We start from the raw sequence: 15,259 nt of genomic DNA on the forward strand, positions 1-15,259 counted from the left end.
AATACTCTTTTTTTATTTACTATTTCATAATTCTTATTTAAACGATACTTTGTCCCACTATAACTTTTTCCTTCTCGTATTTTAGGAAAAACAATTTCATTTTTAACTAAGTCACTTTGAATATACGCTGAATATTCACTTGTTATAAGTTCTTCTAATTCATCAATCAACTCAACTACCTTAACTTCTTTAACGTCTACAAAATCTTCACTTCTTCCAATAGATTTTAAGTTATATATATTTTCTTCTATATCCTTTAAAACTTTTTCATCAGCTCTTATATGAAGTACAAGCTCAATATTATTTAAAACCTCATAATATTTTAAAGATGTTGTAAGGGTTGCGAACTTTGAATATGGCTCAGTATAATTTTCTTTTTTATTTTTTTCAAAAGCTTCCTTTAGTTCCTTTTCTTCTTTTTTAAGCTTTAATTCTTCCGCTTTTATTTCTTCTAAAAGAGTTTTATCTTCTTTATTCTTTTTCTTTTTATCCCCTAATTCTTTTTTCTTTATTTTTATTTCATTTAATTTTGGTTTTAATTCATTTTTATTGTATTCATCAAGCTTATCATTTAAATCTTTTAAATCTCTATATTCTTTTATAAGCTCTTCATTATATACATGAATAGTATCACCTTTTCTAAAACTATTACCTGTCTGTTTCAAAACTTTTGCTACTTTATCATATGCAGTCGACATATATTTCTCATTTCTTAATTTAACAAGTATTCCTCTATCATCATGCACAGAATTTAAAAAACAATAATCAGTATATGGCTCTAATACCATAGACTCATATTTCCCTTGAATGCTTATATCCATAGGCTTGTATTCTTTATACCCACAAGCTACATGGATAGCTCCTATGACTGTTGAGTATGGTGGAAGAGGGTATGTCATTTTATTTTGAGAAGTTTCTTCTTTTTTATAGTTTGCAGAGCTTTGTGTTAATATTACTCTTAAAGCTTTCATTACTCTACCCCATAATATTCTCTAACTTGTGTTTCTAAATTTCTAAAGAATGTATTTACTGTTGTTGCATTTAATTCTTCTTTTATAACCATTTCATTATCAAAGTTTCCACCTTGTAATAACCCTACACCACATCCATTTGAAACTCTTTCTTTTAAATCTTCTGTAATAACCACTTTATTATCTTTTACATTTACTACATTTTCAAAGTAATGAGTTTTTCTATCAACTAACCCACCAACAACAAATAACGGTTCTGCATTATCAAGATTTCCTTTAACTACTAATGATAAATTTTCTACTGCATTTATAAGGGATAGAACTCTATCTATTTTCTCTTCTTTGCTAGCCTCTTCTGAATCAAAGTTTTCATCCGTTCCTATCATATCTAAATCAATAGTCATACTATATACCTTCTTACCTTTATCATACTCATATTGATATGGCATAAGTCCTGCTTTTCCAGCCTCTGCTTGTAAATTTATATTGTTATTTTTAGCAAAATTATTTGCTAAATAAAGATTGTTATGGAATCTGCTTTCAATTACATACTCATTACAAGAAATTGCATCAGTTAAATAAAATGAGCTTTTTCTAATGTTAGTAATATCAGTAGTATTCATATATCCACCTTCTAAGGCTCTACAATTTGTTGCATTTTTTTCTTTGTTTGCAACCTTTTGATTTACCTTTTTATCTACATTCGTTTCCAAGTCTTCATACATACCACTTTGGTCCATAACAGCATTTTTTAAGCTTTCACGACTTCTAGTTGCAAAAGTTTTTCCACCTCTAAAAACCTTTTGTACAGATGCTCCATTTCCAAGACCTTCACCATAGTTTGATGTCATATTTGCTATAATTGTTAATGTTAAAGATTTACCCTTCATTTTCATTTCCTCCCTTTTTATCTTCACCTTTTGCTAATGCCTGAACAAATGTATAAATTAAATTTTTATTATCATCATAGTTCTCAAATAAATCGTATACAAAATTAAATTGAACTCCTGAATATGATGATAATTGAATTAATGTTTCACATACTTTACTTGAATCTTTAAAGGTAATTGCACTAATAAGCTTTTGTCTATAACTTCTTAGCTTATTTTCTTCTAACTTTTTAGAAACCTCTTTAGCTGCAGCATAAGCTGATTTCATATTTTTATTCATCTTTTCATTCCCTCCATAAATTAATATATTTGCTTCTATTAAACTCTTTATATTAAAACTATAATTTCCATCATCTCTTAAAAGCATTTCAATTATAGAATCCAATCTTATATCATTTAAAATTGCATCAACAACTTCACTTTCCATAAACTTTGGATTTTTAGGATCTCCTCTATACACCACTTGTAGCCCTTTATAATTTTCTATTTGTTTGAAAATATTGATGGCTTTCTTTCTTATAAATAAAGTTTTAAAATAATCCTCATCTCTATTTTTAACAATCACTTCTACATCAAAATCTATATAATCAGAAGCTTCCTTCATCTTTCCAAAAAGAGTTTCCCTTGGGTTTTCTCCTGCTACAAGATTTTTTAAAATTTTTGCTGTATTTTCTAAATTATCCACTGTTGTATTATTATTTATAAAAAAGCTATCATAAGTTTTACTAAAGGCAAATGGAATAAAATCAAAAACCATATCATCCTCAAATTCAAAAGTTCCAGCATCTTGCTTATATGCTACACTTTTAAGCTTTCTTCCAGTATCTACATAATACCCTTGTAATCTACATATTTTATTTTCTTCTGAAAATAAAAGCGAGTTATTGGCAAAGTTTTCATACAGGCTTTTACCACGTTTGTAAGTTTCTTTTATGATAGTTAATCTATTTTCATTTATTAAATTTAATATATTTCCTTTACTTTCCTCTGAATAGCTAATCTTATTAAAAATCTTTTTCATTATAGAATTAGCTTTTAGCTTTTCATTGATTTTAGCAATATCTTCACTTAATATCTCTTCTTTTTGTAATAGTTCTTCTATCTTTATATGATGCATTACCTCTTTAAAATTTTTTTCTACAAACATTAGGTAGTCTTCTTCAGTTATATAAATACTATTGTATTTAAAGATATCTTCATCTATCATATAAGAATCCTTTCTATCAACCTTATCTATACTATGTAGATAGTCAAAATATCTCTTTAGTCCAAGTATACTAGCACTATATCTCCAGTCTGAAGTTTCAATTTGAAAATCAAATTTTTCTTCACTTATGCTTTCTTTCATCTATTATCACCTCCTAAACTAAATCTATATTTCCAAATCCTGTTGAACGACGACCTCCTACTCCAAGTTCTTTTAAAAGGTTTAAATCTTCAACATTCCCTTTTAATTTAAAAATTCCAGTATATCCATTTAGATACATAAACTTTTTATTAGTTTTTTCTGTAAAGCCTTGAATTTCCTCTTTTATAACTGTTTTCTTCATTTTTAATGGTATAAACTGTAGCTCTTCTTTTAATCCATAGCCTCTATAACTTTGTAAAATTAAATCTGCATAATATGAAAATAATTCACCATAATTCTCATCATCAAGAAGTGCTTGACTTCCATCTTTATTTTTCATATAAATTGGAGATAACGTCTTCATAATACATTCATTAGCTTCAACCATCTTATCATCTTGCATCTTTACAGACTTCTTTATAAAATCTCCATATGAATTCATTCCCATAAGAGCAGTAAATATTAAAATATTAAACTTCATATCAGCAGAAGAAATAATAAATTTAACATCCCCATTAACCTCAATAGAGTCATCCTTTATTTTAAAATCTTGTAAATAAACACTAAAACAAAAAGGCTTAATTTTTTTAGACTTCTTTCCTTCATAAAAAAATATTTTATCGAAATATTCTTTATCGGCTTTAGATAAACAATTTTTAATCAAACTTGCAAAAAACATTCTATAACTTAATGAAATCTTATTTTCTTTCATTTTCCCAGTAACAACAATTTTCAATGTTTTCACCTCCCCTTTAATTATCGTTTCTTCTCTTTTATTCTAAATAGTAATAATACCCTATTTTGTATCTTTTTGAGATTTTTTTATTTTTTTCTAATTTTACAACTTTTTTAATGATTTTTTTCTATCTGGCTTATAGTATTTCTAAATAATATAACCTACTCTATCAATATAAATAAAAATTTTGATAAGCTCATATTTTTATAGCTAAAAATAATTTCTCTATTCAACTTTATTTCCTATTCCTTATAGTTAAGATAAAACATAAAAAAGATTCTGCATTGTATACATTTAATATCGAATTTACATTCCTTATAGTTAAGATAAAACCACTTATTTTTGCTTTTATAGATTTCATTAACTTTTGATTTACATTCCTTATAGTTAAGATAAAACTGAATGTAAAAGAATCACTAGAAAAATTTTTAAGATTATTTACATTCCTTATAGTTAAGATAAAACAATGATGAAAAGAAGAATTGCAAAAGGATTAGTTATATTTACATTCCTTATAGTTAAGATAAAACGAATACCTAAGTATAGACACAGACCTAGATGACCAGATTTACATTCCTTATAGTTAAGATAAAACTATTTTTTATTTGAATTAATATATCTTTTAATTTCTTATTTACATTCCTTATAGTTAAGATAAAACCTCCTAGCTCATCCATTACATGAGCCAATCCTAATCCTATTTACATTCCTTATAGTTAAGATAAAACAGAAGAAAAATAAGCTAAATGAAGTCATAGCTGTACTATTTACATTCCTTATAGTTAAGATAAAACGTGGAAAAAAAAGCTACACAAAATGCAAGAGTAGTAGAATTTACATTCCTTATAGTTAAGATAAAACCATATCATTAATAACTAACTGTTTTAAATAAATACTATTTACATTCCTTATAGTTAAGATAAAACGTGGAAAAAAAAGCTACACAAAATGCAAGAGTAGTAGAATTTACATTCCTTATAGTTAAGATAAAACGAAAATTTAGATTATATTAAAACAATTAATTCTACGCATTTACATTCCTTATAGTTAAGATAAAACTTCTAGTATAAGTTTGTACTGCTCCTAAGTTTTGTACATTTACATTCCTTATAGTTAAGATAAAACAATAGATGCAATATTTGTACTTGTAATGTATAGATAATTTACATTCCTTATAGTTAAGATAAAACAGCCCACTATAATTTTTTTATAAGGAGGGAATAAGTAATTTACATTCCTTATAGTTAAGATAAAACTTAGCCCATTCCCGCGGAAACCCTTGCCCTTCCATTATTTACATTCCTTATAGTTAAGATAAAACATAAAAAATAAGTTAAAGTAAAAGGAGAGAAAAGAAAATTTACATTCCTTATAGTTAAGATAAAACGAAATACGATGCACCCGACACGTCTTTAGGTCTAAGATTTACATTCCTTATAGTTAAGATAAAACGCTTACCATAAGATTCATTGCCTGTAAAAGTGTATGATTTACATTCCTTATAGTTAAGATAAAACACTGTCATTTTAATTACCTCTCTTTATTTTTTTATTATTTACATTCCTTATAGTTAAGATAAAACTATCCCAAAATCCTTACCTATTTCCTTTATGATTGTATATTTACATTCCTTATAGTTAAGATAAAACGGTATAGAGTTTATTCCGCTATACGATGAAAAAACATTTACATTCCTTATAGTTAAGATAAAACTCTCCCATCTAAATAGTATATTATAACTTCGTCACCAATTTACATTCCTTATAGTTAAGATAAAACTTTCTAGCCATTGCATCAAAGTCTTTATTCCATCCAAAATTTACATTCCTTATAGTTAAGATAAAACAAATACTAACGTACGAAGTAGTTCAGTATTTACTTATTTACATTCCTTATAGTTAAGATAAAACGTAGCTTGAAGAAATCTTCTCATTCTTGATGATAGATTTACATTCCTTATAGTTAAGATAAAACGGAATAAGACTAACTTTGTTAGAATAGAATCAAATAAATTTACATTCCTTATAGTTAAGATAAAACTTAAAGGAGGTATATCTCTATGTTTTCATTTGCTTGATTTACATTCCTTATAGTTAAGATAAAACTTCATCAAAAAGTAAATCAGCTATTGCTTTTTCTTGATTTACATTCCTTATAGTTAAGATAAAACTAGCTTCTTGCTTAGTTATTAAGAACTCAACTCCTGCATTTACATTCCTTATAGTTAAGATAAAACTCAATAAGTGCAACACTTAATAGCACTAAGATAGAATTTACATTCCTTATAGTTAAGATAAAACCCTATGATATTATTTGTGATAGGAATATGGTTTATGACATTTACATTCCTTATAGTTAAGATAAAACAGACAACAATACCATTAGAAACTACTTTAAATGATAGATTTACATTCCTTATAGTTAAGATAAAACAAATAGTGTAGTAGGTACACACACCCATACAACCATATTTACATTCCTTATAGTTAAGATAAAACGGGTAATCTGAGCTTCCTAATTGAACATTATTCTCCAATTTACATTCCTTATAGTTAAGATAAAACTATCCTGTAAGTTTTCATAGCCTAGGCATTTGCTTAAATTTACATTCCTTATAGTTAAGATAAAACTTAATCCAAATCCCTGGCAGAACAACATTAATGCAATTATTTACATTCCTTATAGTTAAGATAAAACGTAGGCGTGGATTTATCGAAAACTAATGACTTAACGGATTTACATTCCTTATAGTTAAGATAAAACCAAATACAGGATCATCTACTATTTTTGCTTTTTTATTATTTACATTCCTTATAGTTAAGATAAAACTGTATATGCGAAAATGCACAAGGAAAAGAAGTTTTTATTTACATTCCTTATAGTTAAGATAAAACTTATAATGTATTAAAGGCACATGCATATGATTTAAAATTTACATTCCTTATAGTTAAGATAAAACTGGAGGAGATAGAGGAGAGTATATTTATTCAATACAATTTACATTCCTTATAGTTAAGATAAAACCCCGAAAAAAAGTATGGTTTTTTGACAATTTCAAGCCATTTGTAAGCACTTTTTTTCTTCTTTTTATGTTCTCTTTGCAGTAGACCTTCAGTTTGATTTTTAAATTTCCGTTTTTTTTATCTCTTAGCCCTTTGTTTCCAATGCTTTTAGGCTTTTCATCTATTTTTGCGATCTACTGCAAATTTTATTTTTTTGCTTTTCTTTACCTTTATAATACTATTTTTTCCTTATATAAACAACTCATCAAAGTTTTTTTCTTCTCCTAGTACATCTTTTCTTATGTTTCTATCATTTTGTACCTTATAAATATATATTGAATCCTCACTTCTTACCATTATTTTATTTGCTTCTGATAAACATTTTTGCAGTGTTGCTTCTGTTATTTTTCCTTCAAATACAGAATTTTGTGTCCATGTTAGATATTTTTTAAATAATTTCCTCATCTTATTTACTCTGTCTACATTTATATCATAGGTTATTATTACAAACATTTTACCACCATGCCTTTAATGGTTTATATTCTTCATTTTCTATCATAAGTTTTATTAATTTATAGCATTCTAATCGTATTAAATATCTATATGATACTTTTCTTCTTAAGCCTCTATGCATTATTGTTATATTCAGCTTTTCCTCATATTCTTTTATAAATTTCTTTCTTCCATTCTCATTTAAATAACATATTTCATGTGTTGTGTCAAAATCTTTTTTTGTTATTATTTTTTTATTTATCATTGTAAATATTATACTATCTACAATAAGTGGTTTAAAAATTTCTGCTATATCTAAACTTAATGAAAATCTTTTTGTAGATGGTTGATGTAAGTAGCTTATGGTTGGATCTAATTGTGTCTTATAAATTTCACCAAGTACAGTTGTGTACATCATACTATTTCCAAAGGATATTAAGGCATTTATAGGATCTTTAGGTGGCTTTTTCTCTCTTTTATTAAATATAAAATCTCCACCTAATATTTCATTAAATGCTTCATAATAAAGTTTTCTTCCTCTTCCTTCCGCACCCATAAGCTTCTCAATTGATTCCGATTTTTTCACATTTTCTCTTTCCATCTCTATTTTATCTATTAAATCTTTTGATACCTTTTTTCGCCTTATATTTCTTAAAATATGATGATATGCTGAGTCAATAAATTTCTTAGCTATATCCAATCTTTTTACATAATCTAAGTATACTTCACTTTGTTTAACTACCAATACTCCAGCTACATTTTTCTTTTTAGAATAATACGTTCCACTAAAAAAACCATAATAATTATATACACTTATTAATACACTATATTTTGAAATATAATTCAAAAATTTTGTATTTAAATCTATCTCACCAAATAAGTGAAGCCTTTCTATATCTTCTATTGGCAGTGCTTTTTTTTGCTCCATCTCATTTACAAAATATATTGTGTTCTCTTTTCTTTTAATTCTTCCATTACTAAAGATATAATAATCCTTCCCCATTTTAATAAACCTCCCTAATATAACAAAACTCATAATATGCACATTTTTTACAGTACTTATATTTTTCTACCTTAGGTGGAAAACTCATTTTTAATATTTCTCTTATATTAACTAATGTTTCTTCAATAAACTTTTCTGTTTCTTTATCTAAAATAACCTCTTCAACTCGTTTTTCTTTCACATAATTTAATGTTCCAGTCTTATTAATTCCTAATTTTTTTAAATAGTATAGATAATATTGTAATTGTAATCTATCACTTTCCATCATCCTACTTGTAATCTTAACTTCTCTTACCTTTTCTTCTTCAAGGATATCTAGTTTTATCATATTATCTATAAGAATTTCTTTATTTTTGGTTTTATAGGAATCTTCATGTATAAGTTTTCCTAAATTAACTCGTTCATTTCTTTCTTCCATTGAAATTCCATTACTAAAGAGCCATAACTTCCGTTTACAAATAAAATAATAATTGAACTTTACACCTTGTACTTTAAAATCATCAAATTCAAAACTCATATTACCATCTCCTTTTCCTTAATTATGACTTCTAATAATACCTTATTTTCTCCCTTTAATTTTTATTTTTAATAATATCAATCTATCTATAAATAAATTTTTTTAAAACTAAAAAGGACTATCTCCTCTAAAGATAATCCTTTATTTATATAATATTTCTTTTTAAAATTTAAAAACATTTTCTTAATCCACAATCATACTATTTACTTAAGTTATCTATTGCATATTTAGCTTGTGCCTCTGTGAATTTTTCTCCATGCTCTGAGATTAACTGATCATATATTGCACTTGGTGATATCGCCATTTGTTTTTGATATGTTTCTGCTTTTTTTAGTGCTAGTTCATTGTAGTCAAGCTTTACGTTGTCTACTGCATATTTTGCTGCTTCTTTTGAAAATTTTTCTCCATATTCTGATGTTAGTTGGTCATATATTCCTGCTTTGGACATATTCATGCTTTCCCCATATATCTTAGCTTTTGCTAATGCTGATTTATATTCTGCTGGAACTTTTGAACTTGTGTCAGATTTTTCTTCTTTGCTTGTATCTTTTTTATCTCCTTCTGCTTTTTTACGGCTTGATTGTGTTGTATTTGGTTTATCTGATTTTCCTGCTACTTCTGTATTTTCTTTTCCGCCCTGACTTGCTGCTGCCCCTATTATTACTACTATAGCTAGTCCTATTGCTATTTTCTTTCCTTTTGATAATCCTTTTATTTTTTCTATAAAATTTCCCATTCTTATATTCCCCCAATTTTTAATTTTAATCCTAATCTATAACTCCTAATTTTTTTATCAACTTCACCTTTACTTTTTCTTTTATTTCAACTTCTAAATTCATTTTTTCATCATATGGAATTATTAATGTTATCTTTTTATTGAAGTTGTTTTCGTATATCCATTTTATTTCTTTTTTTATTTTTTCTTTTCTGTTTCCTAAGTATATTTTTTCTTTATCTAAAATCGCTATTATTTTGTTTTTTTCATCTATTTTTAAGGTTTCTTTTTCTAATGTTTTTTCTATTAATTTTTCTAAATCAAATTCATTTTTTTCGTATTCTAAATTTAATCTTTCCATTTCTCACCTTTTTAAAAGTAGGCTACTTTTTTGTAGCCTATTTTTATTTATAGCTTTTTATGCTGCCATTTTTATTTTTCTTATTTTTGAGTATCCTATGAATCCTAGGATTATCATTGGTACTACAAACGGTGCATACATTATGAATGCTGCGGCGCTTACACAAAATAATATTGCTCCTGTTAGTGCGAATCCTGCTTTGTTTATGAATGCTCCTATTAGCATGAATATGCTTCCTAGTATTACTAGTATCATGTGTGGCATTACTAAAGCACTTGCGATTGCTCCTCCTACGGCTTCAGCTCCATCTGTTGAGTTTATTGCACCTCCAAAGTATATTATTAAATAGATACTGTATAATGCCCCTAACACACCACTTATTATTGCTGTTTTGCTTTTATTATTCATTTTTGTTTCCCCCTGAATTTTTAATTTTTCTTACAGGCTTATTATAGCTTTTTTATTTTTCTTTTTTGTCCACTGTTAGCAGACAAAAAGAAAAAAGTGAAGAAACTCTCTTCACTTTAATTTGTTGTTGGCATAAATATTCCTATTGCTAATGTTACTATGAACCATATTATAACTCTTATTATTATGCTATATTTTTTTATATTTAACTTTTTAAATATCTTATTTAAATAACTTATATCTCCAAATACTGTTGTTGGAAGTATATATAAATATATTGCAACTAATATATCTTCTATACTTTTATCTTGTATTCCAATTATTACTCCACAAGTGGCAAATAAATAATATCCAATTGCAAGTATCATTTTTAATTTTTTTCTACTTCTAAACCCTACTATTATTCCTCTCTTCTTCTTTTCTTCTTTTTCAAATCTTAATTCTTCTACCCACGCCTCTTCTATATTTTCATCTTTTTTAGTTTCTTTTTTAAATTTTTCTATTACCTTAAAGTCCTCGTCTACATTCTCTATTTCTCTCTTAAACTCTTCTACATTTTTATATCTTTTTTCTCTATCTATTTCTGTCCCTTTTTTTATTATTTCTTTAAATTTTCCTTCTGCAATTTCTTCTGTTGGATATTTTTTTATTAATAAATAGTTTAAAAGAACTCCTAAGCTATAAATATCTGTTCTACTATCTGTTTCTGCAAATCCAAATTGCTCTGGTGATGCATATCCTCTTGTACCTAAAAGTCTTGTATCTTTTTCTTTTTCATTTTGGACTATTCTTCCTGCATCAAAGTCTATTAATTTTACTATATTATCATTATTTATCATTATATTTTCTGGCTTTATATCTCTATGAATTATAGGACTCTCTAGTTTATGTAAGTCTTCTAGTCCATTACATACACCTTCTATTATATTTAGGATTTCTTCTTCTTTTAAATTTCTATTTTCTATTATTGTGCTTAAATTTTCTCCATTTATAAATTCTTCTATTACATAAAGTTTTTCTTCTATTATAAAAATCTCTTTTATTTTTGCTCTATTTTTATTTTCTAATTCTTTTAAGCTTTTATATACGTCATAACATTCTTTTTCTAATATCTTTTTTATATAAATTTTATCATCTATTTCATTTATGACTAAATATATTTTCCCTTTTATTATTTCTCTAAGTTCCCTATATATTTGAAGCTTATACTCATTTTTTTCTATTATCATTATGTCCCCCATCATTGCTTTTTCCTTAATAAAATTATATCATATATATTATACATTTTTATAAGGAGCATTTATATTTATGGCTAATAAAACTGAGATTTTTGAAAATGAATTAGGTTCTATAAACTCTGATTCAGAACTTTCTAATCTTTTATCTAAACTTAATGATAATGATACAAGCTTTCCAGAGTTTTTAAATTCTGTTTGCCTTGAAAAAAACATAGATAAAAAAGTCTTGCTTAATGAAGCTGACTTAAGTCGTTCTTACTACTATGAGATTATTAATGGGAATAAAACCCCTAATAGAGACACTGTTTTAAAGATTTGTTTTGTTCTTTCTCTTTCTAGAGAAGAAACTGATAAAGCACTTAAGCTTACCTTTAACGGTGCCCTTTACCCTAAGAATACTCGTGATGCAACTATTATATTTTGCTTGAATAAGGGTTATACACTTCTTCAAACTGATTATATTTTGTATGACAATAATCTTAAGACTTTAACTAAAGAATAATCGAAAAAATCTCCTTAAAGGTTTTACCCCTTAAGGAGATTTTTCTTATCTATTTAAAATTTCTCTTATTTTAAATTCTTTTTCTTCAAAGTTTATTATTCCCATTTCAAATTGTTTATTTACATTTTTTATATCAGTGAAATATTCTACTCTATTTTTTGAAGTTCTTATTTTTTCATCATATTCTTCTTTATTTATTATATTTAAAGCTAAAGCTTTATCAAGCTTTTCTTTTTCTGCTTCATATTTTTTAACTTCTCTATCCTTTTCTTTAAGAACTCTCATTTCATTTAATTTTCTTTCTATTTCTAATATTTCTTCTTTTAGTTCAATTTCTCTTTCTAATTTTGCTTCTAATGAGGTTAACACTTCTGATACATCTATTCCTGGCATTTCTCCACTTTCAATTACATGTTGTACAAACTTTTTACCAATTTCTGTGTATCCTATGTTTACTTCTGATTCTATTACTTGTAATTCATTTTTTCTTTCTTTTATTTTAGTAAGCTCTTTATTTTCTGCAGCTATTGCACTTTGTGCCTCATTTACACTTTTAGCTATTCCTTCAGTTACCACTTTTAAATTATCAAATAATCCCATCTTAAATCCCCTCTCTTTTTTTATTTTCAAGTATATTATATCATTTATTTTCTTTAATGTAATTTTATTCTTATTTTTTTCTTTTATGCTTTTTCTAATCTTTATAATTAACTTTTATATGGACTATTTGTAGTTTTTCTAAATCTTCATTTACTTTTAGCTTATATTCATTTTTAAATATTTTTCTTTTAGTTTCTCCATTTTGCTCTATATCAAAGGTTTCATTTACTCTAACAGTCCACTCTTTCTTTTCATCATCAAAGTTTATATCATCTACAAAGTGTGCTACATAATATTCTCTTATTTCACTTTCATAAGTATTTTTTACAAACCTTATTTGCTCATTATATATTTGACTTCCAGGGTAAAGATAATCTTTTATAACATCAAAATTATTGTAGTTAACTGCATCTGCCATTCCTTTTATATATGCTTCCATAACGTCGCCTACACTGTTTGTGTATTCTAAATGATTTATCACCTTTTCCGGTTCAACTTCTATATAAATCTTTTCAGTTCCACCTACTGTATACTTTGGACTCATTCTAACCTTTCCATCCTTTTCTACAGCCCCTTGGATTATATCTCCATTTTTAAGTCCAACTAAAACCTTAGAATCCTTTAATTTATTTTTTGTATTTTTCCCATTTACAATTAAAACTGCTTCTTCATCATTTGTCTCAATAGTAACCTTATTTACATCTTCAAATAGTTTTACTTCTACTCTTTCTTCATTATATAAAGATATATATTTTTTATCTTGTGTTTCTATATAGTCATTTTTTAAGCTTGCTTCTAAATTATATATAGTCGGCATTAGCATCTCTTCTTTTCCATCTACAAGATTTACATCTACAGACTTTTCTCCTGCTTTAAGAGTATAGCTTGCTCCTGGTATAATTTCAGGAACACTAATATATGAAGGTTTTATTCCTATATAATATTTTTCTTTTAAGCCCTCTTTTTTCTTAGTTATAAATATAGGCTCATTACTTTCATTTAACTCCCCTTTATTTTCTTTTATACTCATAGCTTGGTCTTTTAATTCTTTTATAAGCTGTTGTCTTTCAACCTCTGCTTCTTTAAAGCCTTCTATAAATATTTCCACATTTCCATCACTTATTTCAAGACTTGAATCTGAAACTAAAATTTCTTTTAATTTTGAAACTTCTCCACTTTCAAGAAATGTTTCAAAGTCCTTTACTACACTTTCAGGTGAATTTCCTTTCAAAAGAACAAATGCTCCTACTCCTATAATTACGATTAACGCTCCTAAAGCTGACATTAATATCTTATTTACCTTCTTCGGCTTTCTTTCAATTCTAGGCTTGTCTACATTTGGTTTTTCTCTTTTCTGTTGAACTTCTTCCACTTTTATCTGTTCTTCTTCCACTTTTTCATCTTCTTTAACTAATGATAGTGGACTAAAGCTTTCTGTGAAATCTTCATCTTTATTTTCTAAAGGCTTCTCAAAATCATCTATATCATCTAAAGGGTCTCCCCTTCTTATATCTATAATTTCTTCTTCTGTTAAATCTGTTTCTTCTATAAATTTTTCTAATTTTTCTTCAGTTATACAGGCTTTCTCTACTTCTTCATTTTTTATCTCATCTACATTTTCTTCAGTTTTTATCTTTTCATTTCTTAAGTCTTTTCCACAACCCTTGCAAAATTTTGTGTTTTCTCCTATCTCTGCACCACAATTTTTACAAAACCTCATTTTATACCCCTTTTTGAATTATTTTCAATTTATTATATCATATTTTCCATTTTTTATCATTTATTATGAATAAACTAATAATTATTTACCTATCATATTGACTACTACCCCACGTAATATCTTATAGTTAATTTATAGACATTTACAAAAGATAAATTTTTTAATTTACATATTTTAAAGGAGGAAAAATTTTTATGAGTAAAAAAAGCACAAAAGTCTTATTAATTATATTTTTACTTGGTATTTTTATGGGTTCATTGGATACAGCAATTATAAGCCCTGCTCGTACTATTATGGGTAACACTTTACATATTTCAGCTGATGCTAGTATTTGGATTATAACTTTATATTCACTTATTTATGCAGTTTCAATGCCTATTACAGGAAAACTTGCTGATAGATATGGTTTAAAAACTATGTTTACATTCTGTATTTTAGTATTTGGGGTAGGTTCACTTTTATGTGGTATTTCAAACTTTTTTGGAAGCTTCCATTTTCTTTTAGTAGCTAGAGCTATTGAAGCTATTGGAGCTGGTGGAGTAATGCCAATTGCAACTGCCTTTGTAGGAAGTAGCTTCCCACCTGAAAAGCGTGGTGCAGCACTTGGAATGGTTGGTGGTATCAATGGTATTGCTACATTAATTGGTCCATCTATTGGTTCATTTATATTAGATACTTTTGGTGGTTCACACTGGGATTTATTATTCTTTATAAATGTTCCTATATGTATAGTTGTTCTTATTGTATTAGTTATGA

The 15,259-nt window shown here is 26.5% G+C and carries 15 protein-coding genes and 1 CRISPR repeat array; of the genes, 2 read left to right on the forward strand and 13 right to left on the reverse strand.

Features of this window, described 5'->3' with window-relative positions:
- The 11 genes from cas5 to ACRC28_RS10935 all read right to left on the reverse strand — a co-directional run.
- The coding region (gene cas5, locus ACRC28_RS10885) for a CRISPR-associated protein Cas5 (protein ID WP_438543471.1) at positions 1 to 971 on the reverse strand (971 nt) is incomplete at its 3' end.
- Positions 971 to 1,861 (reverse strand): type I-B CRISPR-associated protein Cas7/Cst2/DevR, encoded by an 891-nt coding sequence (cas7i, locus tag ACRC28_RS10890; protein WP_438543472.1) that lies wholly within the window; start codon positions 1,859 to 1,861, stop codon positions 971 to 973. The genes cas5 and cas7i, both read right to left, overlap by 1 nt.
- Complete coding sequence (gene cas8a1 / locus ACRC28_RS10895) at positions 1,851 to 3,209, reverse strand: type I CRISPR-associated protein Cas8a1/Csx8 (RefSeq protein ID WP_438543473.1); 1,359 nt, start codon at positions 3,207 to 3,209, stop codon at positions 1,851 to 1,853. The genes cas7i and cas8a1 overlap by 11 nt, the downstream gene beginning before the upstream one ends.
- Positions 3,210 to 3,222: 13 nt before the next feature.
- The gene (gene cas6 / locus ACRC28_RS10900; protein ID WP_438543474.1) at positions 3,223 to 3,945 is read right to left on the reverse strand and encodes a CRISPR-associated endoribonuclease Cas6; all 723 of its coding nucleotides are present in this window, start codon (positions 3,943 to 3,945) and stop codon (positions 3,223 to 3,225) included.
- A gap of 238 nt (positions 3,946 to 4,183) precedes the next feature.
- A CRISPR array of direct repeats spans positions 4,184 to 6,969; the repeat unit is 29 nt; unit sequence ATTTACATTCCTTATAGTTAAGATAAAAC.
- Between the two features lie 227 nt (positions 6,970 to 7,196).
- Complete coding sequence (gene cas2, locus ACRC28_RS10905; protein WP_438543475.1) at positions 7,197 to 7,460, reverse strand: CRISPR-associated endonuclease Cas2; 264 nt, start codon at positions 7,458 to 7,460, stop codon at positions 7,197 to 7,199.
- A gap of 1 nt (position 7,461) precedes the next feature.
- Entirely contained in the window at positions 7,462 to 8,442 is a 981-nt protein-coding gene (gene cas1b / locus ACRC28_RS10910) for a type I-B CRISPR-associated endonuclease Cas1b (protein ID WP_438543476.1), read from the reverse strand.
- 1 nt (position 8,443) lies between these two features.
- The gene (cas4, locus tag ACRC28_RS10915) at positions 8,444 to 8,959 is read right to left on the reverse strand and encodes a CRISPR-associated protein Cas4 (protein WP_438543477.1); all 516 of its coding nucleotides are present in this window, start codon (positions 8,957 to 8,959) and stop codon (positions 8,444 to 8,446) included.
- A 199-nt stretch (positions 8,960 to 9,158) separates the two neighbouring features.
- Entirely contained in the window at positions 9,159 to 9,695 is a 537-nt protein-coding gene (locus ACRC28_RS10920) for an Ltp family lipoprotein (protein ID WP_438543478.1), read from the reverse strand.
- Between the two features lie 31 nt (positions 9,696 to 9,726).
- Positions 9,727 to 10,035, reverse strand: coding sequence for a hypothetical protein (locus tag ACRC28_RS10925; protein ID WP_438543479.1), 309 nt, complete (start codon positions 10,033 to 10,035; stop codon positions 9,727 to 9,729).
- A 57-nt stretch (positions 10,036 to 10,092) separates the two neighbouring features.
- Positions 10,093 to 10,443, reverse strand: a complete 351-nt coding sequence (locus ACRC28_RS10930) for a hypothetical protein (protein ID WP_438543480.1) — start codon at positions 10,441 to 10,443, stop codon at positions 10,093 to 10,095.
- 116 nt (positions 10,444 to 10,559) lie between these two features.
- Positions 10,560 to 11,672, reverse strand: coding sequence for a serine/threonine-protein kinase (locus tag ACRC28_RS10935; protein ID WP_438543481.1), 1,113 nt, complete (start codon positions 11,670 to 11,672; stop codon positions 10,560 to 10,562).
- A gap of 79 nt (positions 11,673 to 11,751) precedes the next feature.
- Between ACRC28_RS10935 and ACRC28_RS10940 the strand changes: the two genes are divergently transcribed.
- Complete coding sequence (locus ACRC28_RS10940) at positions 11,752 to 12,183, forward strand: helix-turn-helix domain-containing protein (RefSeq protein WP_438543482.1); 432 nt, start codon at positions 11,752 to 11,754, stop codon at positions 12,181 to 12,183.
- A gap of 45 nt (positions 12,184 to 12,228) precedes the next feature.
- Here ACRC28_RS10940 and ACRC28_RS10945 read toward each other — a convergent pair whose 3' ends face one another.
- Both ACRC28_RS10945 and ACRC28_RS10950 read right to left on the reverse strand, forming a co-directional pair.
- Complete coding sequence (locus ACRC28_RS10945) at positions 12,229 to 12,783, reverse strand: hypothetical protein (RefSeq protein ID WP_438543483.1); 555 nt, start codon at positions 12,781 to 12,783, stop codon at positions 12,229 to 12,231.
- Positions 12,784 to 12,877: 94 nt separating this feature from the next.
- Positions 12,878 to 14,503 (reverse strand): TcaA NTF2-like domain-containing protein, encoded by a 1,626-nt coding sequence (locus ACRC28_RS10950; protein WP_438543484.1) that lies wholly within the window; start codon positions 14,501 to 14,503, stop codon positions 12,878 to 12,880.
- A 194-nt stretch (positions 14,504 to 14,697) separates the two neighbouring features.
- On the opposite strand from ACRC28_RS10950, the gene ACRC28_RS10955 reads away from it, so the two are divergent.
- Positions 14,698 to 15,259: MFS transporter (locus tag ACRC28_RS10955; RefSeq protein ID WP_438543485.1), on the forward strand; the 562-nt coding region annotated here is incomplete at its 3' end.

Origin of the sequence: Clostridium sp. (genome assembly GCF_051650885.1) — a bacterium.
GTDB lineage: Bacteria > Bacillota > Clostridia > Clostridiales > Clostridiaceae > Clostridium.

Excerpts from the sequence above, each read along its gene's own strand:
- cas7i (WP_438543472.1), bottom strand. The coding sequence starts at position 1,861 with ATGAAGGGTAAATCTTTAACATTAACAATTATAGCAAATATGACATCA.
- cas8a1 (WP_438543473.1), bottom strand. The coding sequence starts at position 3,209 with ATGAAAGAAAGCATAAGTGAAGAAAAATTTGATTTTCAAATTGAAACT.
- cas2 (WP_438543475.1), bottom strand. The coding sequence starts at position 7,460 with ATGTTTGTAATAATAACCTATGATATAAATGTAGACAGAGTAAATAAG.
- cas1b (WP_438543476.1), bottom strand. The coding sequence starts at position 8,442 with ATGGGGAAGGATTATTATATCTTTAGTAATGGAAGAATTAAAAGAAAA.
- cas4 (WP_438543477.1), bottom strand. The coding sequence starts at position 8,959 with ATGAGTTTTGAATTTGATGATTTTAAAGTACAAGGTGTAAAGTTCAAT.
- ACRC28_RS10920 (WP_438543478.1), bottom strand. The coding sequence starts at position 9,695 with ATGGGAAATTTTATAGAAAAAATAAAAGGATTATCAAAAGGAAAGAAA.
- ACRC28_RS10925 (WP_438543479.1), bottom strand. The coding sequence starts at position 10,035 with ATGGAAAGATTAAATTTAGAATACGAAAAAAATGAATTTGATTTAGAA.
- ACRC28_RS10930 (WP_438543480.1), bottom strand. The coding sequence starts at position 10,443 with ATGAATAATAAAAGCAAAACAGCAATAATAAGTGGTGTGTTAGGGGCA.
- ACRC28_RS10935 (WP_438543481.1), bottom strand. The coding sequence starts at position 11,672 with ATGATAATAGAAAAAAATGAGTATAAGCTTCAAATATATAGGGAACTT.
- ACRC28_RS10940 (WP_438543482.1), top strand. The coding sequence starts at position 11,752 with ATGGCTAATAAAACTGAGATTTTTGAAAATGAATTAGGTTCTATAAAC.
- ACRC28_RS10945 (WP_438543483.1), bottom strand. The coding sequence starts at position 12,783 with ATGGGATTATTTGATAATTTAAAAGTGGTAACTGAAGGAATAGCTAAA.
- ACRC28_RS10950 (WP_438543484.1), bottom strand. The coding sequence starts at position 14,503 with ATGAGGTTTTGTAAAAATTGTGGTGCAGAGATAGGAGAAAACACAAAA.